Genomic DNA, 25451 nt, shown 5'->3' on the forward strand with positions numbered 1-25451 from the left:
CTTACCCGTACGCGTCGGCGGTGAGCTGCCCCGTCGCGCGCAGCAACGCGGCCTGCGCGATCAACACGTCGCCGCGACTGCGCGCCACCGCCAGCTGCGCCGCGCGGAAACTCTGGTCGGCGACGAGGATGTCGATCGTCGAGCGCAGGCCGAAGCCATATTCCGCCCTGACGCCGCGCAGCGCCAGATCGGCGGCGCGCAGCCCCTCGACATTGGCGGCCAGCCGCCCCTGCGCCGCCGTCAGCAAGGCCCAGCCCGCGTCCGCCCCGCGCTCGACCTCGCGCGCGGCGGCATCGACCCCGAACCGGTCGGCGCGGTTGTTCGCCTCCGCCTGCCGCACCCGCGCCGCGACGAGACCACCGGTCAGCAGCGGCACGCGCAGCGCGACGCCCCCGACCGCCCCCGCATCATAACCGCGCAGGTCGCCGCTCCCAAACCGTCCGCCATAACCGTAGCTGCCGACCAGCCCCAGCGACGGTGCACGCTCCGCCCGCTCCTGCGCGATCCGCGCGGCGGAGGCTTCGGCGGCACGGCGCTGTTGGAGCAGCAGCGGGTTGTCCGTCGCCGCTCGCTCGCGCGCCTGATCGCGCGTCGTCGGCAGACGCACCGGCGGCGGCACCTCCGCCGTCAGCACACCCGCCGACTGCCCGACGATCGCACGGTACGCCGCCTCGACCGTCGCCAGCGTTCCCTCCGCATCCGCCAGATTGGCGACGACGCTGGCGCGCTGCGCCTCCAGCTGCGCGACGTCGGTCTGCGTCGCCTGCCCCAATCCGAAGCGCGAGCGCGCCTCCGCGACCTGCGCATCGAGCCGCTCGATGCCGACCCGCGCCACCTCCACCGCCTGCTGGTTGTAGAGCAGGTCCGCATAGGCGGCGACGACGCTTTCCAGGATCGCCGCCTCGGTATCGCGCAGCCCCTCCGCCCCCGCTGCGACGTCGCGGCCGGCGGCGTGGACCGCGGCCGGCACCCGTCCGCCGGTCCAGATCGGCAGCGCCGCCGACACGCTGGCGATCCCGCCCTTCCCGTAGCCGAACCGGTCGTAGCCGGCGGTCCCGTCCCCCGCCGCCGTCAACCGGCCGAGCGCGCGCGCCTGTTCCGGCGTCTCCGCCAGCGCCTCCTGCCGCGCCCGCGCCGCCGCCAGTTGCGGGTTCCCGGCATAGGCGGCGACGACCGCCTCGCGCAGCGTCTCCGCCGACACAGGGCTGGCGATCAGCAACGCCGCGATGCAGACCCACCTAGTCATGACGCAACGCCCAGGCCGGTGCGGCGCGGCTCGCCCGCAGGGACTGGCCGATCACGGTCAGCACCGCGATCAACGTCGCCGCCACGCTCGCGCCGACGAAGAACAGCGGCGACAATGCGATGCGGTCGTCGAACCCCGCCAACCACGTCCGCATCGCCACGAACGCGAGCGGCCACGCGACCACGTTCGCGATCAGCACCGGGCGCAGGAACTGCCCGACCAGCAGCTTGACGATGTCGGTGGACGACGCCCCCAGCGTCTTGCGGATGCCCACCTCCTTCACCCGCCGCGCGGTATTGAACGACGCCAGCCCCCACAGCCCGACGCAGCCGATCAACACCGCCAGCCCCGCCCCGATCGCGAACAGCCGCGTCGCACGCTCGTCCGCTTCGTAGAATTGCGCCAGTCGCTGGTCCGCCGTACCCCCGACGAACGGCACCTGCGGCACCATCCGCTGCCACACGCCGCGCACAGACGCGACCATTGCCCGGGGATCGCCCGTAAAGCGCAACGTCGCGACGCTGGAGCCCAGTTCCTCGGGCTTGCGCGTATACACGTAATAGGTCGCCGTATTGGCCTGGCGCGGCGAATCGAACCGCATGTCGTCGACCACGCCGATGATCGTACGCGGCCGGTCGACGCCAACGGTTTTGCCGATCGCCTCCTCCGGCGACCTGAAGCCCAGCGCCGGCACGGCCCGTCGATTGATGACGATCGCCCGCGGCTGATCCTTGGCGACGCCGTCGCTGTCGTCGGCCCGGTGCACGTCGTCGAACACGCGCCCGGCGATCAGCCGGCTGCCGTAAACCGAAAAGAAGCGGGGGCCGACGACGATCCAGCGTAGCGACGGACCGTTACCGGCGACGCCGGGCAGCTTGACGTTGTCGCTGCTGTCGTTGCCGCTCCCCCCGACCGCACTGTCGGCAACGGAGACGGTCTGGACTCCGGGCAGGGCGGACAGGGCCTGCACCATCGCCCGCTTCTGCGGAGCGGAAACCAGACTCTCGGCCAGCGAGCGCACGACGAGCAATCCGTCCCGCTTGAACCCCAGATCGGACTGCCGGACGTGCCGGGTCTGCGCGAACAGGACGATGGTGCCGACGATGAAGGCGATGGCGAGCCCGAACTGGAACACGACCAGCGCCTCGCGCGTGCGCGTTCCCGCACGACCGCCGCCCGGCGACCGCGCCGACGCCAGCACCGCCGCTGCCGGATAGCGCGACAGCAACAGCGCCGGGTAGAACCCCGCCGCAACGCCGACCACCAGCACCAGCAACATCAAAAGCGGCACGACCACCAGATACGGGATCGTCAGCGACAGACCGCCCGCGGCATTCACCAGCGGCAGGCTCAGTTCCGCCAGCATCAGCCCGATCAGCGCGGCGAGCGCGACCGTCAGCACCGCCTCGCCCAAAAACTGGCGGACCAGCGCGCCGCGATCCGCACCCAGCACCTTGCGCATCGCGACCTCGCGCGCCCGCAATCCTGCCCGCGCCGTCGCGAGGTTCACGTAATTGACGATCGCGATCAGCAGCGTCAGCAGCCCGACGATCCCCAGCGTGACGACGGTCAGCTTCTGCCCGGCGCTCTGCGTGCCGGTCGGCTCCAGATGCCAGCGTTCGATCGGCAACAGGCCGAGACTCAGCGTCTTGGACGCGTCCTTGCCCATGTCCTGGGTTGCGCGGCGATCGACGAACGTGCCGGTCTTGCGCTCGAACGCCCGCGCCGCCTCGGGCGTTTCGAAGCGCAGGAATGTCTGCAACTGGCTGCTGCCCCAATGGTACCAATTGTCGGTCGGCGGCGTCTTCGCCAGCGGGATCAGGATCGACAGCTTGAACTCGCTGTTCTTCGGCAGGTCGCGGAACACGCCTGCCACGCGGTAGCTGTTGGCGCTGTCCATCGCGACCGTCATCGTCTGACCGATCGGATCGCTCGACCCGAAATACTTCTTCGCCGCGCTCTCGCTGATGATCGCGTTGGCCGGCGACGTCAGCGCGGCGCGGCCGTCACCCTGCGCCATCGGCAGGTCGAACAGGTCGAAGAAGGTCGGATCGACCTGCGCGACGTCTTCGCTGACGGCGGCACCGCTGCGCACGACGCTGCCGGCATCCTCGCCGCCGCGCACCCGCGTGCCGACCGTGCCGGGGAAATCCTCCCGCATCTGGTCCAGCAGTCCGCCCATCGTCCACGGAATCGCGCCATTGAACGCGCTACCGGGCATGTTCCAGACCGATTGCACGAGGTAGATGCGGTCATACCGCGGCAGCCATTTCTCGTAGCTCGTCTCGAACCGCGCATAGAGCGACAGGACGAGGAACACCGCGATCCCCACCGCCAGCCCGCCGATGTTCAGCGCGGCGTAAAGTTTGTGGCGGGTGAGCGAACGATACAGGGTCAACAAGGCAAAGCGGTTCATCGCGAACGCTCCAGACCAGAGGAAAGGGTGAAGACATCAGTCATGGCGCAGCGCCCGGGCGGGTGCGGCGCGGCTCGCCCGCAGCGACTGGCCGATGACGGTCAGCGTCGCGATGACGAGGGCGAGCAGGCTCGCCGCCACGAAATACAGGGGTGACAGCGCGATCGGGTCGGCGAACCCAGCCAGCCACAGGCGCATCGCCGCATAGGCGATCGGCCAGGCGAGCAGATTGGCGATCAACACCGGCCGCAGGAACTGGCCGACCAGCAGCCGGACGATGTCCGCCGCCGACGCGCCCAGCGTCTTGCGGATGCCGATCTCGTGCATCCGCCGCGCGGCGTTGAACGAGGCGAGGCCGCACAATCCGATACAGCCGATGAAGACCGCCAGCCCCGATCCGATCGCGAACAGTCGCGCCGCCCGCTCGTCCGCCTCGTGCAACGGAGCAAGGCGTCGATCGGCGCTCTCGACGATCAGCGGCACGTCGGGCGCGATCCGCCGCCACGCGCGGCCGATCGCATCGGTCATCGTGCGTCGGTCGCCCGTGAAGCGGATCGCCGCCACCGGCGTCGGCACGAACTCGCGGTAGTAGACATAATAGGTCGCCTCGTCGGGCGTGCGCGGCGAGAAGAAGCGCAAGCGGTCGATCACGCCGACGATCGTGCGCGGCATCGACCCGCCGACCGTCTTGCCGATCGCCTCCGCCGGCGTGCGGAACCCCAGCGCGACCGCCGCCTTCGCGTTCAGGACGACGTTGCGCCCCTTCGGCCAGCGCTGCCAGTCCGTCGAATCGTCGGCACGGTGCGCGTCGTCGAACAGGCGGCCGGCCAGCAACGTCGGGGCATAGGTGCGGAAGAAATCGGGTCCGGTCACCAGCGTCATGACCGACAGGCCGGGCGCGGGTCGCCCCGGCATCTCGACCACGTCGACGTTCGCACCGCCGTCGCCACCGGGCCCGGCACCGCCCACCCCCACCGACGCGACGCCGGGCAGCGTGCGAAACGCGGCGAGCAAAGCGCGCGTCCGCTCCGGCCCGACGCCTTTATCGGCGAGCGACGGCACCATCAGCAGGCCGTCGCGCCGGAATCCCAGATCGGCGTTACGGACGTGCGCGACCTGCACGACCAGTACGATCGTGCCGATGATGAAGGCGGTGACGAGGCCGAACTGGACGACGACCAGCGCCTCGCGCAGGCGCGCTCCCGCCCGACCGCCGCCGGGCGCGCGTGCGGATGCCAACACCGCCGCCGCGGGGAAGCGCGACAGCAGCAGCGCCGGGTAGAAGCCGGCCGCGACCCCCACCAGCAGCGCCAGTACGGCCAGCGCCGGCACGACGAGGGCGTAAGGGATCGTCAGCGCCAGTCCACCGGCCGCGTTGACGTAGGGCAGCCCGAGCTCGGCGATCATCAACCCGACCAGCGCGGCGACCGCGACTGTGGCCACCGCCTCGCCCAGAAACTGCCGGACCAGCGTGGCGCGATCCGCGCCCAGAACCTTGCGCATCGCGACTTCCCGCGCTCTCAGCCCGGCGCGCGCCGTGGCGAGATTCACGTAATTGACGATCGCGATCAGCAGCGTCAGCACGCCGACGATCCCCAGCGTCGCCACCGTCAGCGACCGGCCGGCACTCTCCGGGCCGACCGGGCGCAGGTGGCCGTCCGCGATCGGCATCAGCGGCAGGGAAATCACGTCGGTCGGCCGCGGCCCCAGGTCCATTCCGGCATGACGCTGGATGAACGCGGGCATCGCGCGTTCGAAGGCGCGCGCCTGCGCTGGCGTGGCGAAGCGCAGGAAGGTCGCGGCGGACGCGGTGCCCCACTTATACCACATCCAGTCACCCGCCGGCGGCGTGCGCGGCATCGGCAGCAGGATCGAAAAGCGCAGGTCGCTGTTCGCCGGCAAATCATCGAAGATACCGGCGACGCGGTACGTCGCGGGCGCATCCACTGCGATCGTCATCGTCTGACCGATCGGGTCGCTGCTCCCGAAGAACTTGCGCGCCGCCGACCGGCTGAGCAGCGCAGCCGTGGGATCGGCCAGCGCCTGCGCCCCGTCGCCGCGAACCATCGGCAGGTCGAACACGCGGAAGAACGCGGCATCGACCTGCGCCACGTCCTCCTTCGTCGCGGTGTCGCCGCGAAGGACGCTGCCGCCCTTGCGCCCGCCGCGGATGCGGGTGCCGACGAGACCGGGGAAATCCTGCCGCATCTGTTCCAGCATGCCCGTCATCGTATCCGGGTACGCGCCGTTGAACGCGGTGCCGGGCAGGTGCAACTCGGTCAGCATGCGGTAGATTCCGGCATGGCGCGGCAGCCATTTCTCGTAACTCGTCTCGAACCGGACATAGAGGCCCAGCACCAGGAACACCGCGATTCCGACCGCCAGCCCACCGATGTTGAGCACGGCGTGCATCTTGTGCCGCGTCAGCGATCGATAGAGCGTCAGGAGCGCGAAGCGGTTCATGATCCGGAGTCCGGTTCGAGACGGGGGATCAGCCGCAGGACACGTCGGCGGTGCCGGTCTTGCGCACGCTGCAGCGCGGATGCCCCGCGACCGTCACGTCGCCCGTTCCCCCCGCGGCGACCCGCGCCGTGTCGCTGGCGAAGGTCTTCACATCGCCCGATCCGCTCAGGTCGACCTGAACGCGCGCCGTCCGGACCGCACTCGTGTCGATGTCACCGGATCCGACCAGCCGCACGGCGACATTCCCGGCGTTGCCGCGCGCGACGACATCGCCCGACCCCAACAGGTCGATCGCCAGCACCCCCGCGACATTGCCGTCGAGCGTGACGTTGCCCGAGCCGCCCACCTCGATCCGCGCATCGCCAACGCGAACGTCGTGCAGCCGCAGGTCGCCCGAGCCACCGACCTTTGCCGCGAACGCAGCCCCGGCGACGCGCCCCACGTCCAGATCCCCCGATCCGGTGATCGTCGCGGCGCGGATCGCGGGCATCGTCACCGTGACCACGGCGCCCTTATCGCGCCAGTTGCCCGGCCGCCGCCCGACGCGCAGCGTGTTGCCCCGCACGTCGACGGTCAGCGCCGCGACCGCGCGCGGATCGCCGCTCGCCACGACGGAGAATGCCGCACCCGGCACGACGCGAACCGTGTCGGAGCCGGTCAGCTCGACCGCGTCGAAGCGCCCGACCTCGAACCGGCGCTCCCCGGACTGGGCGATGGCAGCGGTGGACGTGGCGAGGATCAGGGCGGCGAGTGCGAGACGGTTCATGGTCGGGGTCCTTGCTTCAGGGATCAGAGGGCGCGGGCGACGGAGGCGACGATGCGTCCGTCGAGCATGTCGATGCGGCGTTTCGCCATGTCGGCGTGGCTGGGCGAGTGGGTGACCATCACGATCGTCGCCCCCTCGGCATTGAGGCCGTTCAGGATGTTCATCACCTGCGCACCATTCTCGGTGTCGAGGTTGCCGGTCGGCTCGTCCGCGAGAATCAGCTTCGGATCGCCGACGATCGCGCGGGCGATGGCTGCGCGCTGCTGCTGACCGCCCGACAATTGATGCGGATAATGGCGCGCGCGGTGCGCGATGCCGACCTTGTCCATCGCCGCCGCGACGCGCGCGCGCCGGTCGCCGCTCCGGTCCTTGCGATACGCCAGCCCGAGTTCGACATTCTCGGCGATCGTCAGTTCGTCGATCAGGTTGAAACTCTGGAACACGAAGCCCAGCGTCTCGCCGCGGAACCGCGCCAGCGCCGCCTCGTCCAGCGCTGCCAGATCGCGGTCGCCGAACATGTACCGCCCCCCGGTCGGACGATCGACGGTGCCCAGCGTGTTGAGCAGCGTCGACTTGCCGCACCCCGACGGTCCCATGATCGCGACGAACTCGCCCGACTGGACGTGCAGGTCGATGTCGTGGAGCGCGGTCGTCTCGACCTCGTCGGAGACGTAGCGGCGCTGGATATTCTCTAGGCGGATCATGACGGGGCCTTTCAGCGGATGTTGAGGATGTCGCCCTTCACGGCCGACGTGTTGCTGGTGACGATGTGTTCGCCGGGTTCGAGGCCGGACAGGATCTCGACCTGTTCGGGGTTGCGGCGGCCGATCTTGATGGTGCGGCGGCGGGCATGCGCGCCGTCGCTGTCGAGGACGAAGACCGACGATCCGCCGCCCGCATCCACCCAGCCGCCGACCGGCACGACCAGCGCGGGGGCGGTGCTGCCCAGCGTGACGCGCACGTCCATCGTCTGGCCGCGGTTGAGGCCGTCGGGTGCCCGGTCGAAGGTGAGTTCGACGCGGAAACGACCGTCCTTGACCGCGGGCAGCACCTTGCTGACCGTCAGCCGCGCGTCGTTCGCCGTCGCCTTCTGCCCGACCGCGACCCGGCCGAGGTAGAATTCGTCGACATCCGCCTCCAGCTTCCATGCGCCTTCGCTGTCGACCTGTCCGGCGGGATCGCCCGGCTTCAGCGTCTGGCCCGGCTGGATCGCGAAATTGGTCAACCGCCCTCCGGTGGGCGCGCGCACGACCAGCGCGTCGAGGCCCGCGCGCACCGCCGTCAGGTTCCCCGACAGCCGGTTGCGCGTGTCCGCGAGACGCGACTCCTGCAACGCCGTGATCCGCGCCTCGGTCGCGCCGCCCGACTGCAACTGCGCCAGCCGCTTCTCCTGATAGGCGGCCTCTTCGGCGAAGCTCTTCACGCCCGCATCGGACACGAAGCCCTTGTCGTGCAGTTGCTGGCGGATGCCGAGTTCGCGGCGCGCCTTGATGAGGTCGTAGTTCGCCTGCGCGATCTGGCTGGCGCGATCGAGCCGGTTGCGCTCGATCCCCAGATCCTGCCCGGACACGTCGCCCAGCTGCCCGGCGATCTGCGCCTCCCGCGTCAGCACCTCCAGCCGCAGTTCCGGGTTGGCGAGCCGCGCGAGCGGCTGGCCCGCCCCGACCATCGCACCGTCCTGCACCAACAGGCTCTCGACCTGTCCGCCCGACAGCACGCCGACCAGCGTCGTCACCTTCGGCGCGACGGTGGCGCGCACCGGCAGATAGTCGGCGAAAGGCGCGCGTGCGACCAGCCCGGTCTCCACATCGGCGGACGCGATATCGGTCGATCCCGCCGCTGGCAGGGAGCGCCACACCGCCACCGCGACCAGCACCACCGCCACGGCGATCAGCGCGGCGCGCGACCGCCACCACGGCCGCGGCTTTTTCGCGACCTGCCGGTCCATCCCTGCACCGGGAGAGAGGTTTGCGTGTATGCTCGGTTCGGTCATCATGCGGACAGTGTCGCGCAGGAACTCGAAAATGCCGAAAACACGTGAAATCAATGACTAAGCACGATCCCGCCGACAGTCCTCCGTCCGTGGCCGGACAGGGTGTCCGCGACCGGACACCGCACGACGTGTCAAGCGGACACCGGATCCTGCTCGTCGACGACAATCGTCAGATCGCACAGGCGGTCACGCTCGCCTTCGACTGCGCCGGCCACCGCGTCGACACCGCGGTCGCCCCGCAGGAGGCGTTCTCCCACCTCGCGCAGTACCGCTACGACGCGATCCTGCTCGATCTGAACTTCACGCAGGGGCAGACCAGCGGCGAGGAGGGCTTCGCCTGCCTCGCCCGGATCGTCGCCGACGATCCCACCGCCGCCGTCGTCGTCATCACCGCGCACAGCGGCATCCGCATCGCGGTCGCGGCGATGCAGGCGGGCGCGTCGGACTTCGTGATGAAGCCGTGGCGCAACGCCGACCTGATCGCCCGCGTCGACGCGGCGGTCGGCAAACGCCGCCGCCCCAGCTCGCCCAGCCTCGCATTCGGCAGCGCTGCGACCGCCACCCCCGCCGGCCTCCACCGCCTGCTCGGCGATTCGCCTGCGGTCGCCGGACTGCGCGACCTGATCCGCCGCGTCGCGCCCAGCGCCGCCGGCGTGATCGTGTCGGGACCGTCCGGCTCCGGCCGCAGCCTCGTCGCGGCGCTGCTGCACGCCGGCTCTCCGCATGCCGATGCCGATGCGATCACGATCGATGTGCGCGATCCGCTGGCGTGGGAGAAGATCGGCGGCACCGCCGGAACGCTGATCCTGCGTCACCCCGATCGCCTCGACGAGGTGCAGCAGGCGCGCCTGCTCGACCGCTTGCCCGCGACCGCGCGCACCGTCGCGATCGTTGACGACCCCGCCATGATGACGCCGCGCCTGCGCGCCCGGCTCGGCACCGTCGATCTCACGATGCCGCCGCTATCCGCGCGCCACGCCGACGCGCTGCTGCTCGCCCGCCATTTCGCTGGCCTCGCCGCCGCCCGCCACGGCCGCCCGGTGCCCCCCTTCACCGCCTCCGCAGAGGCGCTGATCCTCGCGCGCCACTGGCCCGACGAGGTCCGTGGACTGGCGCAGGCGATCGAGCGGGCGGTACTGCTGGACGACGACGGCGTCATCGACGCCGCCGCGCTGACGCCGCGACTGGTGGACGCGGTATCCCCCGTCACGACCGCCACGCCGCCGCTCGACGTGTCGCTCGAACAGTCGGAACGTGTGATGATCGAAGCCGCCCTCCGTCACCACCACCACAACGTCTCTCACGCCGCCGCCTCGCTCGGGCTCAGCCGTCAGGCACTCTACCGTCGCATGACCCGACATGGGCTATAGTGCCCTCCTGATCTCCCCTCCCCTCGGGGACGGGTTGGGGCAGGCCCTGTCCGCACGCGCGACCTTCGACGCCGCCCGCAAGGCACGAGTCCGGCATGACGACGCCCCGGACACGTCCCCAACGCGACACCCCCACCCCACCGGCGCCCCGCTGTGAGCCCACCGCCCCCACCCCGAACCGCCCGCCACCTCCGCAATCTCGGCACGCTCGCCGCCGCAATCACTCTCTCAGCAGCCGGCGGCACGGTCGTCTGGGCGAGCGGGCACCGCTTCTGGGGCACCGTCGTCGTCGCGCTGCTGGTCATGCTCTGGCTCGCCATCCTGCTCTGGGCCGCCGTCACGCGCGCCGACCCGCGCGGCCAACCGGCACCCGCGAGCCACCCTGACGACGAACGCATCATGCTGCGCGTGCTGCTCGACCAGGCCCCCGGCGCGCTGCTCGCGGTCGAAAACGGCGGGCATGTCCGCGCCCTCAACCGCGCCGCACGCCGCCTGTTCGCGACCGACGACCGCGTGCTGCCCGCCCCGCCGGCATTGCTGTCCGCCGACACCACGCGACTGCGCCACGGCGGGCGTAGCTGGCGGATCGACCGCGCCGTCGTCGATGCGCTCGGCACACCGCGCACCCTCGTCGCGCTGGTCGACGTCGAGCCCGAGGAACATGCGGCGGAGGCGCGCGCCACCCGCGAACTGCTGCGCGTACTCGGCCACGAAGTCATGAACGCGCTCGCCCCGATCACCTCGCTCGCGGAGAGCGCGCTCGGCGTGCTCGATGCGCCGGCGGAGCGGCGGGAGCGATTGCTGCCCGATATTCTGGGAACGCTCGCCCGCCGCACGGACGGGCTGCAACGCTTCACCGAAGCCTACCGACAGGTCGCCCGCCTACCGGAGCCGACGATCGAGCCCGTACGCTTGCGCGACCTGCTCGCCGACTGCGCGCGCCTGTTCGACGGCGAGTGGCAGGATCGCGCCACCCTGACGATCGACGATCCTGGCGATCACGCCGCGCCGCTCGACCGCGGACAGGTCACGCAGGCACTGCTCGCCGTCCTGCGCAACGGCGCGGAAGCCGGCGCCGGCGACAGTGCGGACGCAACCGTCCACCTCGCTGTGACCGACACCCCCGCCCGCCTGATCTTCGCGATTTCCGACAACGGCACCGGCGTCGCACCGGCGGATCGCGCGTCGATCTTCCTGCCCTTCTTCACCACCAAGCCCGACGGCAACGGCATCGGCCTCGCCGCCGCGCGCCAGATCGCGCAGGCGCATGGCGGCGAGCTGATCCTGAAAGACGGCCTGCCGACGACGTTCGCGCTGACTCTGCCCAAATAGGCTGGATCAGCCGCGCAACAATCGCATGACCAGCGCGCGGATGCGTCCGTAATTCTCCTTAGCCGCGCCGAGGATGCCGTGCTGCTCGGGCGGCAGGAACGCGAGCGGGTGCCCATCCGGCCGGAATACATAATGGTCGAACCACGCCCGCCACGCGGCCCGCTCCGCCGCCGGCCGGTCCGCGATGGCGATCAACGCCAGCATCATCGCCGTGTACGGCTGATCGGGACCGCCCGCGAAGCCGTCCCACCAGTAATTCACCAGGATGTTGACGTCGCCCGTCGCCTCCACCTGATGCCACCACAGCTTCGGCAGATACAGCGCGTCTCCCGCCTCCAGTTCCACGACGATCGCCCGCCCGCGCGCCTGTTCGAACCGGGGATAACGCGGATCGCCCGGCGCGCTGCCGACCGCCAGACCCACCGGTTGCCCGGCCATCGTGTGATCGATCGGCCCGACGTACAGGTCCTTGATCGTATCCGGGGGGAACAGCGTGAAGCGCCGCCGCCCCGCCGCGACGCAGGCGACATTGTCCATCGTATCGTAATGGCAAGCGACCGTCGACGCGTGCCCGATCCAGAAGCGCGGCCGCACCGTCGCGGGCACGAACGGCAATCGCACGCTGTCCTCGATCCCCGGAAAGAACGTCTCGGCGGTCAGCGATCCCATGTAGAGGCTCGGGCGATCGCCCTGTCCGGCGGTCGTCAGTATTGCGCTCAGCGCGTCGCGGAACGGCATCGTCCGCCGCTCGAAATTGAACCCCGCCAGCGTGTCGTCATAATGGTAGCGGGCACCGATCGACGGTGCCCCGACGAACACCTCCGCGGATCGTCCCGCGTCGAACCGCTCCAGTTCCGCCGCCGCCGCGGCGACCGTCCCGCCCGCCAGCATCGGCCAGTCGCGCGCGATCCCGCGCAGCACCACGGGTTCGCCGCGCGCCATCACCTCCGCGCGAAACCGTTCGGGATCGCGCACATGCTCGGACGCGGCCTCCCGGATCATAGCCCCCCGTCCAGCAACCGCTCGTTCCTGATTCGGCCCAGCGTGCGCAGATGCCGGATCGAGCCCGCCTGCGCATAGGCGAGTTGCAGATCGCCCGACCGGAACAGCGTCACCGCGACGTCGTCGGGCAGTGCGTGAAGCGCGTCGAGGCTGACGGTGTAGAGGCCGTCCAACCGCACGTGCTGCCCATCGTCCGAATGCAGCGTCACGTCGATCGGCTCCAGCAGCCGGTGCGTCAGCCACCGCCGGATGATCGCATCCGTCGCCGGGATGCCCTGCTCCAGCGTCCGCAACGCCTGCTGCACCCGCTTCAGCGCCGGCTCCGCCTCACCGTCGGGTCCAAACAGCGGCTGGCCCGCCGGATCGGCGAACGCGACGTGGTCGGGATCGATCACCACCTGCCCCTCGGCGACGAAGAAGCCCTGTCGCTCCAGATCGGCGGGCCGATAATCCGGTAGTGCGCCGTCGACGGTCAGCAGGTTGCGGCCCGGCTCCACTCCCATCACGACGCCGGCATAGAACGCGCCCGTCTCCGCATTCTTGGTGAACAGGATCGGATAATGCGGCGCGGCGAGCGGAAATTCGTCGGCGACGATCTGCGCGAAATGGCGCGCTCCGTCGATGCGGCGCGAGGCGCGCAGGTCCGCGTGCTGCTCCCGGTTCAACACCTCCCATGCGGGCATGCACCCCTCCTCCCGATCGTGTTTTGCTGCGCGTCTGCTGCATCAGATCGCACAGCGGAGGTCCAAAACAAAGGCGCTACGATCGCTCCGACAAATGCTTGCAATCATCCTATATGATCGTATTGTGAGCGCTACCGTAGATTCGCTCGGCCCCGCCAACGGGACTGGAACGGCTCTGCACACTGGATCGCCTGCGACTACCTCGCATCAGAAGAGGAGCCGCAGCGGACATAGAGGGGATGTTGAAATGCTTCCGAATACGCGTGCCGTTTCGATCAATCCGGGCCTGTCGCGGCGTATGCGCGCGCTCGCCTGCGCTACCAGCGTGGCAGCGCTGACGTGCGCGACGCCGCTCCTGGCGCAGGATCAGGGCAACCTTCAGAACAGCACCACCGGCCAGCCCGCCGCACCGCAGCCGGCCGTGCCCGCAACCGCCAACACGACCAGCGCCGCCGAAGCCGGTCGGCCGCAGGACGCGGCGACGGCGCAGGACGAGTCGCAGGGTAACACCGCCCAGAACGACGATATCGTCGTGGTCGGCCTGCGCGGATCGCTCCAGCGCAACCTCGACATCAAGCGCACATCGTCGGGCGTCGTCGACGTCATCTCCGCGGAAGACATCGGTAAATTCCCCGATTCGAACGTGGCCGCCTCGCTCCAGCGTCTGCCCGGCGTGTCGATCCAGCGCTCCGGTTCGCGCGGCGAGCCGACCGGCATCACGGTCCGGGGCTTCGGCGGCGATTTCAACACCACGCTGTACGATGGCCGCCGCATCTCGACCGCGACGGGTGGTCGCCAGATCGACTTCAGCACCGTCGGCGTCGACTTCATCGGCCAGCTGAGCGTGCTCAAGACGCCGGACGTGTCGCTCTCGGCGAGCTCGATCGGCGCGACCGTCAACATCCAGTTTCCGAACCCGTTCGATCATCCCGGCTTCCGTCTCGCGGCGACCGCATCGGGCTCGATCCAGGACCGCGCCGACAAGATCGTGCCGACCGCCGGCCTGCTCATCAGCAGCACGACCGCGGACGACCGCTTCGGCATCCTCGCGGACGTGATCTACACCCGCCGTGATACCGATACCAACCGCGTCTACGTGTCCGGCTGGCCCGGCGGCAACTACGCGCCGTGCCAGCTCACCGCGAACTGCACCGCGGCGCAGGCCGGCAGCAAGACCATTGCCGGCTGGTTCCCCCAGCAATATGGTGCGGAACAGCAGCGGGTGGAGGACGAGCGCGTCGACGCCCGGATCTCGCTGCAATACCACCCGACCGACGCGCTGATGGTCACGATCGACAACAACTTCTCGCGCCAGACGATCGACCAAAACAACTATGCGTTCGGCGTCTGGTTCAACCAGGGCGACCTCCGCAACGTCACGCTCGACGCGAACGGCACCGCCGTCGACTTCACGCAGGCCGGCACCCCGACCGACTTCACCGCCGCGCTCAACAAGCAGGTGCTGCAGACCAACCAGACCGGCCTGAACGTCAAGTTCGACGCGACCGACAACCTGACGCTGGAGGGCGACGCCGCCTATGCGAAGAGCTGGCTGAACCCCGGCGACATCATCGGCAGCCGCAACGGCGACATCGGTTACGGCGGCAACCTCGGCAACACGCTGCGCTTCCAGGTCGGCGGCAACAGCAAGGACGCCTTCCCGTCGATCAGCAATTTCGGCCCCGCCGGCGACAGCGCGCGCTGGGCGGACCAGTCGGTCATCGGTTCGCACGTCACCGTCAACCAGACGCAGCACAACACCGACGAACTGATGCAATTCCGCGGCAACGCCACGTGGAAGCAGGACAATCTGACGCTGAAGGCGGGTGGCCAATATTATCAGGACACCTTCAACTTCCGCAACCAGAGCACCTTCACCAACAATTTCTGGCAGGCTTATGCCGGCTACGGCGCGCCGTCCGGCCGCACGTCGGGTATCTCGCCGCTGCCGGGCGACCTGTTCCAGGGCAATGTCAGCCTGAACAACTTCATCCCCGGCTTCAACGGCTCGCTGCCGCCGTCGGTGTTCATCTTCGATCCCGTTGCCTATCAGAACTACCTGACCGGCCTCGGCAATCCATCGGCGCAGAACATCCCCGGCTTCAACTATGGCAGCGTCAACGGCTTCACCGGGACGTTCGACGAGGCGGTCGATCCGGGCAGCGTCCTGCGCGTGCGGGAGAAGACGTGGTCGCTGTATTTCAGCGCGAACTTCAAGACGGAGATCGGCGGCCTGCCGTTCACCTTCAACGCCGGCATCCGTAACGAGGTCACCAACCTGTCCTCGACCGGTCAGGGCCGCCAGCCGGTCCGGATCGTCACCAGCTCGGCCGATCCGACGCTGCTCACGGTCGACCAGTATACCGAGATCCAGCCGGTCACGAACACCAGCTCCTATTCGTACCTGCTGCCCAGCCTCGATGCGAAGCTGGAGCTGACCGACAATCTCGTGCTGCGCGTCGATGCGTCGCGCACGCTGACCCGGCCGGGCCTCAACCTGCTGACGCCGGTACTCAACGTCGGCAGCGGCCAGCGTGTCGGCGCGCTGACCGCCAGCGGCGGCAACCCCAATCTGCGGCCGTATCTGGCGGACAATTTCGACCTCGGCGCCGAATGGTATTACCGTCGCAACTCCTATCTGGCGGTCAACTTCTTCCTGAAGAACGTCAGCAACTTCATCATCGGCGGCGTGACGCGTCAGGCGATCAACGGCGTCGTCGACCCCACCACCGGCCAGCCCGCATCCTTCGCGGTGTCGCAGCAGGTGAACGGCCCCGACGCCACGGTGCGCGGAGTGGAGCTGGCATGGCAGCAGGTGTTCGGCGACAGCGGCTTCGGCTTCCAGGCGAACGCCACCTTCGTCAACACCAACCGCCCCTATGACGAAACCAACATCTCGCAGACGGGCTTCGCGGTCACCGGTCTGGCGAACTCGGCGAACTTCGTCGGCTTCTACGACAAGTCCGGCTTCCAGTTCCGCGCCGCGGTCAACTGGCGCGACAAGTATCTGCTGCAATTCGGTCAGAACCAGAACACCGGCTCGTTCGGTGCGGAACCGACCTTCGTCAACCAGAGCTTCCAGGTCGATCTGACCACCAGCTACGACATCAGCAAGAACTTCAGCATCTTCGGTGAAGCGCTGAACGTGAACAACAATCAACAGAGCACCCACGGCCGCTTCAGCAACCAGCTGCTCGACGTGTTCGATTACGGTCGCCGCTATACGTTGGGCGCCCGCTACCGCTTCTGACGGTCCCTCCCTCGGGCGGAGCACGACGCTACGTTGTGCTCCGCCCTTTTTTGATTACGCTTCCGCCCATGCGCCCAATCCAGAATATCGTGATCGTCGGGGGCGGCACCGCCGGCTGGCTGACCGCGGGCGTCATCGCCGCCCGGCACAAGGCGCGGGCGCCGCACGGCTTCACCGTCACACTGGTCGAATCGCCGACCGTCCCGATCATCGGCGTGGGCGAGGGCACCTGGCCGACCCTGCGCGATACGCTGCGCCGCATGGGCGTGTCCGAAACCGAGTTCTTCCGCCAATGCGACGCCTCGTTCAAGCAGGGCGCACGCTTCAACCGCTGGACCACCGGTGCGCCCGACGACGGCTACTACCACCCGCTGATGCTGCCGCAGCAGTTCGGCAGCGTAAACCTCGCCCCGCACTGGCTCGCGCACGATACGGAAGACAGCTTCTGCGACACCGTCACGCCGCAGGGCCGGATCTGCGACGAAGGGCTGGGCCCGAAGACGATGGCGACGCCCGAATACGACGCGCACGCCAACTACGCCTATCACCTCGACGCGGGCAAGTTCTCGACCTTCCTCCAGCGGCATTGTTGCGACACGCTCGGCGTCCGCCACGTCCTCGCTGATGTGACCGGGGTGACGCTGGACGATCAGGGCGACATCGCCAGCCTCGCCACCGCACAAGGACCAACAATCACCGGCGACCTGTTCGTCGACTGCACCGGCTTCCGCGCGCTGCTGATCGGCGAGGCGATGGGCGTGCCGTTCAAGAGCTGTAGCGACATCCTGTTCTGCGACACCGCCCTGGCGATGCAGGTCCCCTACGACGCGCCCGACGCGCCGATCGCCAGCCACACCATCTCCACCGCGCAATCCGCCGGCTGGATCTGGGACATCGGCCTGCCGACCCGCCGAGGGGTCGGCCATGTCTTCTCCAGCAGCCACATAAGCGCCGACCAGGCCGAGAGCGAGTTGCGCGCCTATATAGGCCCCGCCGCGCGCGACCTGTCGGCCCGCACCCTGTCGATCCGCGCTGGCCACCGCGAAACCTTCTGGAAGGGCAATTGCGTCGCGGTCGGCCTCGCCGCCGGGTTCCTCGAACCGCTCGAAGCCTCCGCGATCGTGCTGATCGAATTGTCTGCGAAGATGATCGCCGAACAGATGCCCGCCTGTCGGGAGGTGATGCCCGTCGTCGCGCGCCGCTTCAACGACACGACGCTGTATCGCTGGGGCCGGATCGTCGACTTCCTGAAGCTCCATTACGCGCTGACGAAGCGCACCGACACCGACTTCTGGCGCGACAATGTCCGGCCGGAATCGATCCCCGATCGCCTGCGCGGGCTGATGGAGCTGTGGCGCTACCAGTCGCCGTGGTTGCACGACGAGTTCGACCGCGCCGAGGAGGTCTTCCCCTCCGCCAGCTACCAATATGTCCTGTACGGTATGGGCGCGCGCACCGCGGTGCCGCCCGGCACGGTGGACCGCGATGCCGACCTCGCGAGCCGCGCCCGCCGCGAGAACCGCGCACAGACCCAGCGGTTGACGAGCAGCCTGCCCAAACATCGCGACCTGATCGAGCGCATCGTCCGCCACGGCCTGCAACCGATCTGACCTCGTCCCGAAGGAGCAAAACCCCCATGCGATCCGTCGCCGCGCGCCTGACCCTGACCGCCATCATGACCGGCGCTGCGTGGGCCGAACCGGCCGGTGCCGCACCCCGCCTCGACGGCGTCGTGAGCGATCACGCCGTACTCCAGCGTAACCAGCCGATCGATCTCAGTGGGCAGGCCGCCGTCGGCGAGACCGTGATGATCTCGCTCGCCGGGCGGAGCGTCAGCGCGAAGGCCGGGCGCGACGGTCGCTTCACGGCGCAGCTCCCGGCCCTGCCCGCCGGCGGCCCCTACGACCTGACGATCGCCGCCGCGAGCGGCGCGGCGGTGCTGCACGACATCCTGATCGGCGACGTCTTCCTGTGCTCCGGCCAGAGCAACATGGAACTGAAGGTCAGCGATGCGCAGGACCTGATCCCGGACGCGCACGCACCCACCGACGACAGGCTGCGCCTGCTGACCGTACAGAAACGCGCCGCGCCGATTCCGCTCGGGACCTTCGCCGATCCGCCGCGCTGGGTCGTCGCTGGTCCGACCACGCAGCCCGACTTTTCCGCCGCCTGCTTCTACATGGTGCAGGCCCTGCGCCGCACCGCGGACGTACCGATCGGCGCGATCCATTCCAGCTGGGGCGGATCGCGGATCAGCGCGTGGATGAGCGACGCCGCGCTGCGCCGCACCGGCATGGCCGATCAGGCCGACCTGCTCGCCCTCTACGCCCGCGACCCCGCCGCCGCGAACGCCCGCGCGATGACGATCTGGGAGGGGTGGTGGCGCGCCGGCTCGGGCGACGCCGCCGGTCGCGAACCGTGGCAACCGGCGGCCGCGCTCGACTGGCGTCCGGTCCCCGCGATGACCAATTTCGAGACGTGGGGCGTGCCCGAACTCGCCGACTACAACGGCATGGTCTGGTACCGCCGCGAGGTGGAGCTGACCGCCGGGCAGGCGCGCGGCCCCGCCACGATCGTCCTCGGCGCGGTCGATGATGCCGACCGCACCTGGGTCAACGGCAAGGGTATCGGCGGCAGCAGCCTGGCGTCGCAATCACGCGTCTATGCCCTCCCCGCCGGCACGCTGAAGGCCGGGCGCAACGTCATCACCGTCAACGACGACGACGTGTATGCCAATGGCGGCATGACCGGACCGGCGGATACGATGCGGATCACCTTCGCCGACGGCAGCAGCGTACCGATCGGCAGCGAATGGCGCTACGCCGTCGCGAAACCATTCGCCGGCTCCGCCCCCCGCGTGCCGTGGGACGACATCAACGGCGCGGGCACGCTCTACAACGCGATGATCGCGCCGCTCGGCCGCACGCATGTCGCCGGCATGGCGTGGTATCAGGGCGAGTCCGACACCGGCATTCCCGGGTATGACAAGCGACTGGCGACGATGATCGCCGACTGGCGCACGCGGCTCGGCAGTCCCGACGCCGCCTTCGGCATCGTCCAGCTCTCCTCCTATGGGAAGCCCGCGACCGCACCGTCGGACAGCGGCTGGGGCGACGTGCGCGACGCCCAGCGCCGTGTCGCCCTACAGGACCCGCATGCCGGCCTTGCCGTCACGCTCGACCTCGGCGATCCGCTCGACATCCACCCCGGCGAAAAGCACGCGGTCGGCCAGCGGCTCGCCCGCGTCATGCGCGCGGCCGTCTATGGCGAGCGCATCGCCCCGTCCGGTCCCTCGATCGCCGACGCGCAGGCGGGTGCGGGCGCCGGCGTCACGCTGCGCTTCACCGGCGTCACCGGCACGCTGCACGCGCTCGGTGCGGGACAGGCGATCGGCTTCGAACTCTGCGGCACCGCGCCCGCCTCGTGCCGCTACGCCGCCGGCCGTGTCGACGGCGCGCAGGTGACGCTGCCCGGCGACGGCCAGCCCGTCACCCGCATCCGCTACGTCTGGGCCGACGCCCCCGCCATCAACCTCGCCGACGACGCCGGACTCCCGGTCGGCACGTTCGAAGTGCCGGTGATGGCCGCGCGCTGAAGCCCAGACGCCCCTCCCCTTCGGGGATCGTAGCGAATAGCTTCGCTGCCTGTCACCAAGCCACCACCCCGGCCAAGGCCGGGGTCGTAGAAGATGTTTTTGCGAAGAGCCTTCTCAGGATCGGGGAGGCTCGATCGATTCTCCCCTCCCCTTCAGGGGAGGGGTTGGGGGTGGGGCCTCTCCGCCGGACCGATCGCTGGTGGCTCGACCAGCCAACGTATCCACCAAAGCCGAATCCCTGTCCTACAAGCGCCGACTCGTATATTTCGAGCTCGCGCCCACAATACGCCCGCTCTTTGACAACCGGCTTCCGGTAACCGACCCGACTACCGCCGCGTGACCGCGAGGAGGGAGGCGACACGGCAATCCAGCGCCGTGCCCCATTCCAGACCACCTCACCACGCCCGCGAAAACGACTGCGCGAAAACGCCGCGTAGGACTAACCTTAGCCTAACCTTCCGGACGAAATCGTTCGATATCAGACGCTCGGTGTCAGCCCTCGTCCCCCATGCGCAGCGCCGCGATGAACGCCTCCTGCGGGATGCTGACCGAGCCGTACTCGCGCATCTTCGCCTTGCCCTTCTTCTGCTTCTCCAGCAGCTTCTTCTTGCGGCTGGCATCGCCGCCATAGCATTTCGCGGTCACGTCCTTGCGCATCGCGCTGATCGTCTCGCGCGCGATCACCTTGCCGCCGATCGCCGCCTGGATCGGGATCTTGAACAGATGGCGCGGGATCAGTTCCTTCAGCCGCTCGACCATGCCGCGACCCCGCACCTCGGCGGTGCCGCGATGGACGATCATGCTCAGCGCGTCGACCGGCTCCTCGTTGACGAGGATCGACATCTTGACAAGGTCGCCCTCGCGGTAGCCGATCTGGTGATAGTCGAAGCTGGCATAGCCCTTCGACAGCGATTTCAGCCGGTCGTAGAAGTCGAACACCACTTCGTTCAGCGGCAGTTCGTAGGTCGCCTGCGCTCGGCCGCCGACATAGGTCAGGTTCTTCTGGATACCGCGCCGGTCCTGACACAGCTTCAGGATCGAGCCGAGATACTCGTCGGGGACGTAGATCGTTGCCTCGATCCACGGCTCGCTGATCGTCTTGATCTTGTTCACGTCCGGCATGTCGGCGGGATTATGCAGGTCGATCTGCGTGATCCCGGCCGGATCGGGATGCGTGAACTCGATCTGGTACACCACCGACGGCGCAGTGGTGATGAGGTCGAGGTCGTACTCCCGCGTCAGCCGCTCCTGGATGATCTCCAGATGCAGCAGCCCCAGGAACCCGCAGCGGAAACCGAAGCCCAGCGCGGCGCTCGTCTCCATCTCGAACGAGAAGCTGGCATCGTTCAGCCGCAGCTTGCTGATGCTCTCGCGCAGTTTCTCGAAGTCGTTGGCATCGACCGGAAACAGGCCGCAGAACACCACCGGCTGGACTTCCTTGAAGCCCTCCAGCGCCTCCGCGGCGGGGCGCTTCGCATCGGTCAGCGTATCGCCGACACGGGCCTGCGCCACGTCCTTGATCTGCGCGGTGATGAAGCCGATCTCGCCCGGCCCCAGATCGGCCAGCTGCTCGATCTTCGGCCGGAAACACCCGACGCGGTCGACGAGGTGCATCGTCCCGGCCTGCATGAACTTGATCTGCTGGCCCTTTTTCAGGACACCGTCGATCACGCGGACGAGGATGACGACGCCCAGATACGGATCGTACCAGCTGTCGACCAGCATCGCCTTCAGCGGCGCGTCGGCATCGCCCTTGGGCGGCGGGATACGCTTGACGATCGCCTCCAGGATTTCGGCGATGCCGATTCCCGATTTGGCCGACGCCAGCACCGCCTCCGACGCGTCGATGCCGATCACGTCCTCGATCTCCTTGCGAACCATCTCGGGCTCGGCGGCGGGCAGGTCGATCTTGTTGATGACAGGCACGATCTCGTGGTCGTGCTCGATCGACTGATAGACGTTGGCCAACGTCTGCGCCTCGACGCCCTGCGCCGCGTCGACGACCAGCAGCGCACCCTCGCACGCCGCCAGCGACCGCGAAACCTCATAGGCGAAGTCGACATGGCCCGGCGTGTCCATCAGGTTCAGGACGTACGTCTCGCCGTCCGACGCGGTATAGGCCAGGCGCACCGTCTGCGCCTTGATCGTGATCCCGCGCTCCTTCTCGATGTCCATATTGTCGAGCACCTGCTCGGACATTTCGCGCTCGGTCAGGCCACCGGTCTGCTGGATCAGACGGTCCGCCAGCGTCGACTTGCCGTGGTCGATATGCGCGATGATGCTGAAATTACGGATGCGGTCGAGCGGGGTTGCCACGGATGTCCTGACGATGTGCGGGTTTCGCCGGCCATAGCATCCGCTCGCCCCAAGGCAAACGCGGGTTCCGCCCGGCCTTCACCTTCGCTAAAGGCCGGAGTCGTTACGGGGCAAGTAACAAAGGGGGACAATCAATGAAGACGTTCGCAGTAACGGCTGGCTTGGTCGCGGCCGTTACACTGTCTAGCGCACAGGCCGGTGCACAGGCCCGCGCATCCAAGGGACAGCAGATGCAGGTGCAGGCCGTCAACGACGTGCCGCGCTGCACCCGCAAGCTGGGCACCGTGTCGATCGCGGACGGCGACGATCCCTCCGCCTGGACGCAGAACAGCCTCGCACCTCCGCAGAAGCTGCTACGGGTGCTCGTCCAGCGCTCGGGCTGCTTCAACATCGTCGATCGCGGCACCGGCCTGAACGCCGCCAGCCGCGAACGTGCGATCGGCGGCGGCCTCGGCCTGCAACGCGGCGCGAACGTCGGTCAGGGTCAGATCAAGGCGGCGGACTATGTCCTCGTCGCGGAGATCGCGGGCGCGAACAGCAACGTCAGCGGCAGCGGTGTCGCCGGCGGTATCGGCGGGCTGGTCGGTGGCCGCATCGGCGGTCTGCTCGGCGGGCTGAAGAGCAAGAAGATGGAGGCGAACACCCAATTGTCGCTGACCAACGTCCGCACGACGGAGACGATCGCGGTCGAGGACGGCTATGCCGCGAAGAACAACCTGGCGTTCGGCGCGGGCGGCTTCCTCGCGATCGGCGGCGCGGTCGGCGGCGGCTACGACAACACCGATATCGGCCGGATCGTGACGCTGTCGTTCATCCAGGCCTATACGAAGATGGTCAACACGCTCGGTCTCGTCACCCCCGGCGACGCGGGCACCGCACAGGCCGCACCGACCAAGACCTTCACCGCTCAGGGCCCCGTCGCGATGCGCGCGTCCGGCGTCGCCTCGGCCAGGGTCATCCGCACGCTGCCGGTCGGCTCGATCGTCTACCCGACCGGCCAGAAGGCCGGCCTGTGGTGGGAGGTCGCGGACGAGAACGACAATGTCGGCTGGGTCCTGAACACCAAGCTCGCCCCCAGCAACTGACGATCCGCACAGGTGACGTTCAGCGGTCGCGCACCGATTCGGTGCGCGACCGCTTGCCAGCCCGCAAAGTGCTGGCTATAGGCGCGCCTCCAAGCACCGGCAGGCCCCCGAAAAGGCCGATGACCCGGGACTCCGTCGGGGAGTAGCTCAGCCTGGTAGAGCACTGTCTTCGGGAGGCAGGGGCCGGAGGTTCGAATCCTCTCTTCCCGACCATAACTCAGCGACATACGCCGCACCGCACGCGCAACGTGGGCGTCGAGACCGACCGCGGCTTGACAGCGTACCGACTTCAGTAGCTTACCTGCATCAGGTCCGCCGGGGGGCGGTACGGATAGCGAGATTCGGGTGAGCACGGAACAGGACGCCTCGCGGGCACGCGCGCTGGCCAGCTTGCGGGTGCTCGACACCCCTGAGGAGCAGGCGTTCGAAGACATCGTCTTCATCGCCTCGCAGACCTGCGACGCCCCGATCGCGCTCATCAGCCTGCTCGATACCGATCGCCAGTGGTTCAAGGCCCGTCATGGCCTCGACGTCGGCGAAACGCCGATCGACCAATCGGTGTGCCGCATCGACATCGATGACGCGCACCTGCTGGAGGTTACCGACCTGTCGCAGGACGGCCGCACCCACGCCAATCCGCTGGTCACGGGCGAACGCACCTTCCGCTATTATGCCGGTGCCCCGCTGACGCTGCGGTCCGGCGAGGTGGTCGGACGGCTGTGCGTGATCGATACGACGGCGCGCCCGGCTGGTCTGAGCGATACGCAGAAGACACTGCTGCTCGCCCTAGCCCGACAGGCCAGCGACCATCTCGAACTTCGCCGGATCGCGCGCGCCAGCGAGCGCATGGCGGAATTGCAGACCGCGCTCGTGGAGATCGGTGAGCACATCCGCAACAGTCCCGACGCCAGCCAGATGACCCATGCCGCCGCCAAGATCGTCGGCCGCGTGTTGAACGTGGAGCGGGCCGGCTTCGGGTTCGTCGACGACGATGTTCGCTCGATCGACATCGAAAGCGATTGGACCGCACCCGGTACCGCGAGCATCGCCGGACGTCATCGGTTCGAGGATTACGGCGCAATCCGCGATCATCTCGCTCGCGGCGAACCGCTGGTGATCGAGGACGTGCTGACCGACGAACGCACCGCGGCGGACCCCGCGGCGATGCAGGCGGTCGGGGTCGAGGCGCTGGTCAACATGCCGGTGCGCCAGCATGATCGAACGGTTGCCGCGCTGATCGTCAACTCCGCCCATCGCCGCATCTGGATGCCGGAGGAGCTCACCTTCCTGCGCAGCGTCGCCGACCGGCTGGAGGCGGGCGTGGCGCGCTTCCGCGGCGAACAGCAGCAGGAGATGCTGAACGGCGAAATCTCGCACCGGCTAAAAAACATGCTGTCGATGGTGCAGGCCATCGCCAGCCAAACCCTGCGCGACGTCCCCGATCGCCGCCCGGTCGAGACCTTCGAACAGCGGCTGATGGCACTCAGCGCAGCACACGACGTGCTGCTGCAGAAAAGCTGGATCAATGCCGATCTGCGCACGGTTGCGGACGCGGTGATCGACACCGTCGGCTTCGGCGACCGTGTCCACATGGCCGGTCCGCCCGTGGCGCTCGGCGCGCGCGCCGCTTTGTCCTTTTCCCTCGTCCTGCACGAATTGATGACCAACGCCTGCAAATATGGCGCATTGTGTCGCGAGAACGGGCGTGTCGACGTCGGATGGAGCATCGAGGGTACCGGAGACGACGCCGATCTCGTCATGCACTGGCGCGAAAGCGGCGGCCCCCTTGTCGTACCGCCAACACGTCGCGGCTTCGGATCGAAGCTCGTACGGATGGGCCTGGTCGGAGCGGGCGGTGTCGATCTCCGCTACGAACCGACCGGATTCCAGGCAGACCTGCAAGCGTCGATTCGACATTTGGCGCAGGCGTGACC

The 25451-nt window shown here is 68.6% G+C and carries 16 protein-coding genes and 1 tRNA gene; 8 read left to right on the forward strand and 9 right to left on the reverse strand.

All coding sequences use genetic code 11. The features are described from left to right. Position 1 precedes the first annotated feature (1 nt). Genes ILT43_RS14415 through ILT43_RS14440 form a run of 6 tightly spaced genes read right to left on the reverse strand, consistent with a single transcriptional unit; the run spans position 2 to position 8887 of the window. On the reverse strand, positions 2–1246 hold the full coding sequence (locus tag ILT43_RS14415) for a TolC family protein (protein ID WP_204199678.1): 1245 nt from the start codon (positions 1244–1246) through the stop codon (positions 2–4). Next, complete coding sequence (locus tag ILT43_RS14420) at positions 1239–3662, reverse strand: ABC transporter permease (protein WP_204199679.1); 2424 nt, start codon at positions 3660–3662, stop codon at positions 1239–1241. The genes ILT43_RS14415 and ILT43_RS14420 overlap by 8 nt, the downstream gene beginning before the upstream one ends. A gap of 36 nt (positions 3663–3698) precedes the next feature. Further along, complete coding sequence (locus ILT43_RS14425; protein WP_204199680.1) at positions 3699–6125, reverse strand: FtsX-like permease family protein; 2427 nt, start codon at positions 6123–6125, stop codon at positions 3699–3701. Positions 6126–6153: 28 nt separating this feature from the next. Then, positions 6154–6891, reverse strand: a complete 738-nt coding sequence (locus ILT43_RS14430) for a head GIN domain-containing protein (RefSeq protein WP_204199681.1) — start codon at positions 6889–6891, stop codon at positions 6154–6156. 23 nt (positions 6892–6914) lie between these two features. After that, the gene (locus ILT43_RS14435; RefSeq protein ID WP_204199682.1) at positions 6915–7595 is read right to left on the reverse strand and encodes an ABC transporter ATP-binding protein; all 681 of its coding nucleotides are present in this window, start codon (positions 7593–7595) and stop codon (positions 6915–6917) included. Positions 7596–7606: 11 nt separating this feature from the next. After that, positions 7607–8887: an efflux RND transporter periplasmic adaptor subunit gene (locus ILT43_RS14440; RefSeq protein WP_204199683.1), complete on the reverse strand. Its 1281-nt coding sequence runs from the start codon at positions 8885–8887 to the stop codon at positions 7607–7609. 50 nt (positions 8888–8937) lie between these two features. Between ILT43_RS14440 and ILT43_RS14445 the strand changes: the two genes are divergently transcribed. Both ILT43_RS14445 and ILT43_RS19795 read left to right on the forward strand, forming a co-directional pair. Continuing rightward, a complete protein-coding gene (locus tag ILT43_RS14445) occupies positions 8938–10254 on the forward strand; it encodes a sigma-54-dependent transcriptional regulator (protein ID WP_204199684.1) in 1317 nt (438 codons plus the stop codon). 153 nt (positions 10255–10407) lie between these two features. Continuing rightward, on the forward strand, positions 10408–11586 hold the full coding sequence (locus ILT43_RS19795; protein WP_204199685.1) for an ATP-binding protein: 1179 nt from the start codon (positions 10408–10410) through the stop codon (positions 11584–11586). A 6-nt stretch (positions 11587–11592) separates the two neighbouring features. On the opposite strand, the gene ILT43_RS14455 is transcribed toward ILT43_RS19795, so the two are convergent. Together ILT43_RS14455 and ILT43_RS14460 are read right to left on the reverse strand one after the other, a co-directional pair. Then, positions 11593–12588: a cupin-like domain-containing protein gene (locus ILT43_RS14455; protein ID WP_204199686.1), complete on the reverse strand. Its 996-nt coding sequence runs from the start codon at positions 12586–12588 to the stop codon at positions 11593–11595. Beyond that, positions 12585–13271, reverse strand: coding sequence for a SapC family protein (locus ILT43_RS14460; RefSeq protein WP_204199687.1), 687 nt, complete (start codon positions 13269–13271; stop codon positions 12585–12587). Before ILT43_RS14460 ends, ILT43_RS14455 begins: the two co-directional genes overlap by 4 nt. Before the next feature lie 247 nt (positions 13272–13518). Between ILT43_RS14460 and ILT43_RS14465 the strand changes: the two genes are divergently transcribed. The 3 genes from ILT43_RS14465 (at position 13519) to ILT43_RS14475 (ending at position 20116) form a co-directional block, all read left to right on the forward strand. Next, on the forward strand, positions 13519–16521 hold the full coding sequence (locus ILT43_RS14465) for a TonB-dependent receptor (protein WP_204199688.1): 3003 nt from the start codon (positions 13519–13521) through the stop codon (positions 16519–16521). A gap of 68 nt (positions 16522–16589) precedes the next feature. After that, positions 16590–18131 (forward strand): tryptophan halogenase family protein, encoded by a 1542-nt coding sequence (locus ILT43_RS14470; protein ID WP_204199689.1) that lies wholly within the window; start codon positions 16590–16592, stop codon positions 18129–18131. Positions 18132–18157: 26 nt separating this feature from the next. After that, on the forward strand, positions 18158–20116 hold the full coding sequence (locus tag ILT43_RS14475; RefSeq protein WP_204199690.1) for a sialate O-acetylesterase: 1959 nt from the start codon (positions 18158–18160) through the stop codon (positions 20114–20116). Positions 20117–20608: 492 nt separating this feature from the next. Here ILT43_RS14475 and lepA read toward each other — a convergent pair whose 3' ends face one another. Then, a complete protein-coding gene (gene lepA / locus ILT43_RS14480) occupies positions 20609–22432 on the reverse strand; it encodes a translation elongation factor 4 (RefSeq protein ID WP_204199691.1) in 1824 nt (607 codons plus the stop codon). Positions 22433–22566: 134 nt separating this feature from the next. On the opposite strand from lepA, the gene ILT43_RS14485 reads away from it, so the two are divergent. From ILT43_RS14485 to ILT43_RS14495, 3 genes are all read left to right on the forward strand, one after another. Next, the gene (locus ILT43_RS14485; protein WP_204199692.1) at positions 22567–23517 is read left to right on the forward strand and encodes a CsgG/HfaB family protein; all 951 of its coding nucleotides are present in this window, start codon (positions 22567–22569) and stop codon (positions 23515–23517) included. Positions 23518–23653: 136 nt separating this feature from the next. Then, positions 23654–23730 (forward strand) — tRNA-Pro (locus tag ILT43_RS14490). A gap of 132 nt (positions 23731–23862) precedes the next feature. Further along, entirely contained in the window at positions 23863–25449 is a 1587-nt protein-coding gene (locus ILT43_RS14495) for a GAF domain-containing protein (protein ID WP_204199693.1), read from the forward strand. Positions 25450–25451 lie beyond the last annotated feature (2 nt).

Source organism: Sphingomonas longa (assembly GCF_016892685.1).
GTDB classification, from domain to species: domain Bacteria; phylum Pseudomonadota; class Alphaproteobacteria; order Sphingomonadales; family Sphingomonadaceae; genus Sphingomonas; species Sphingomonas longa.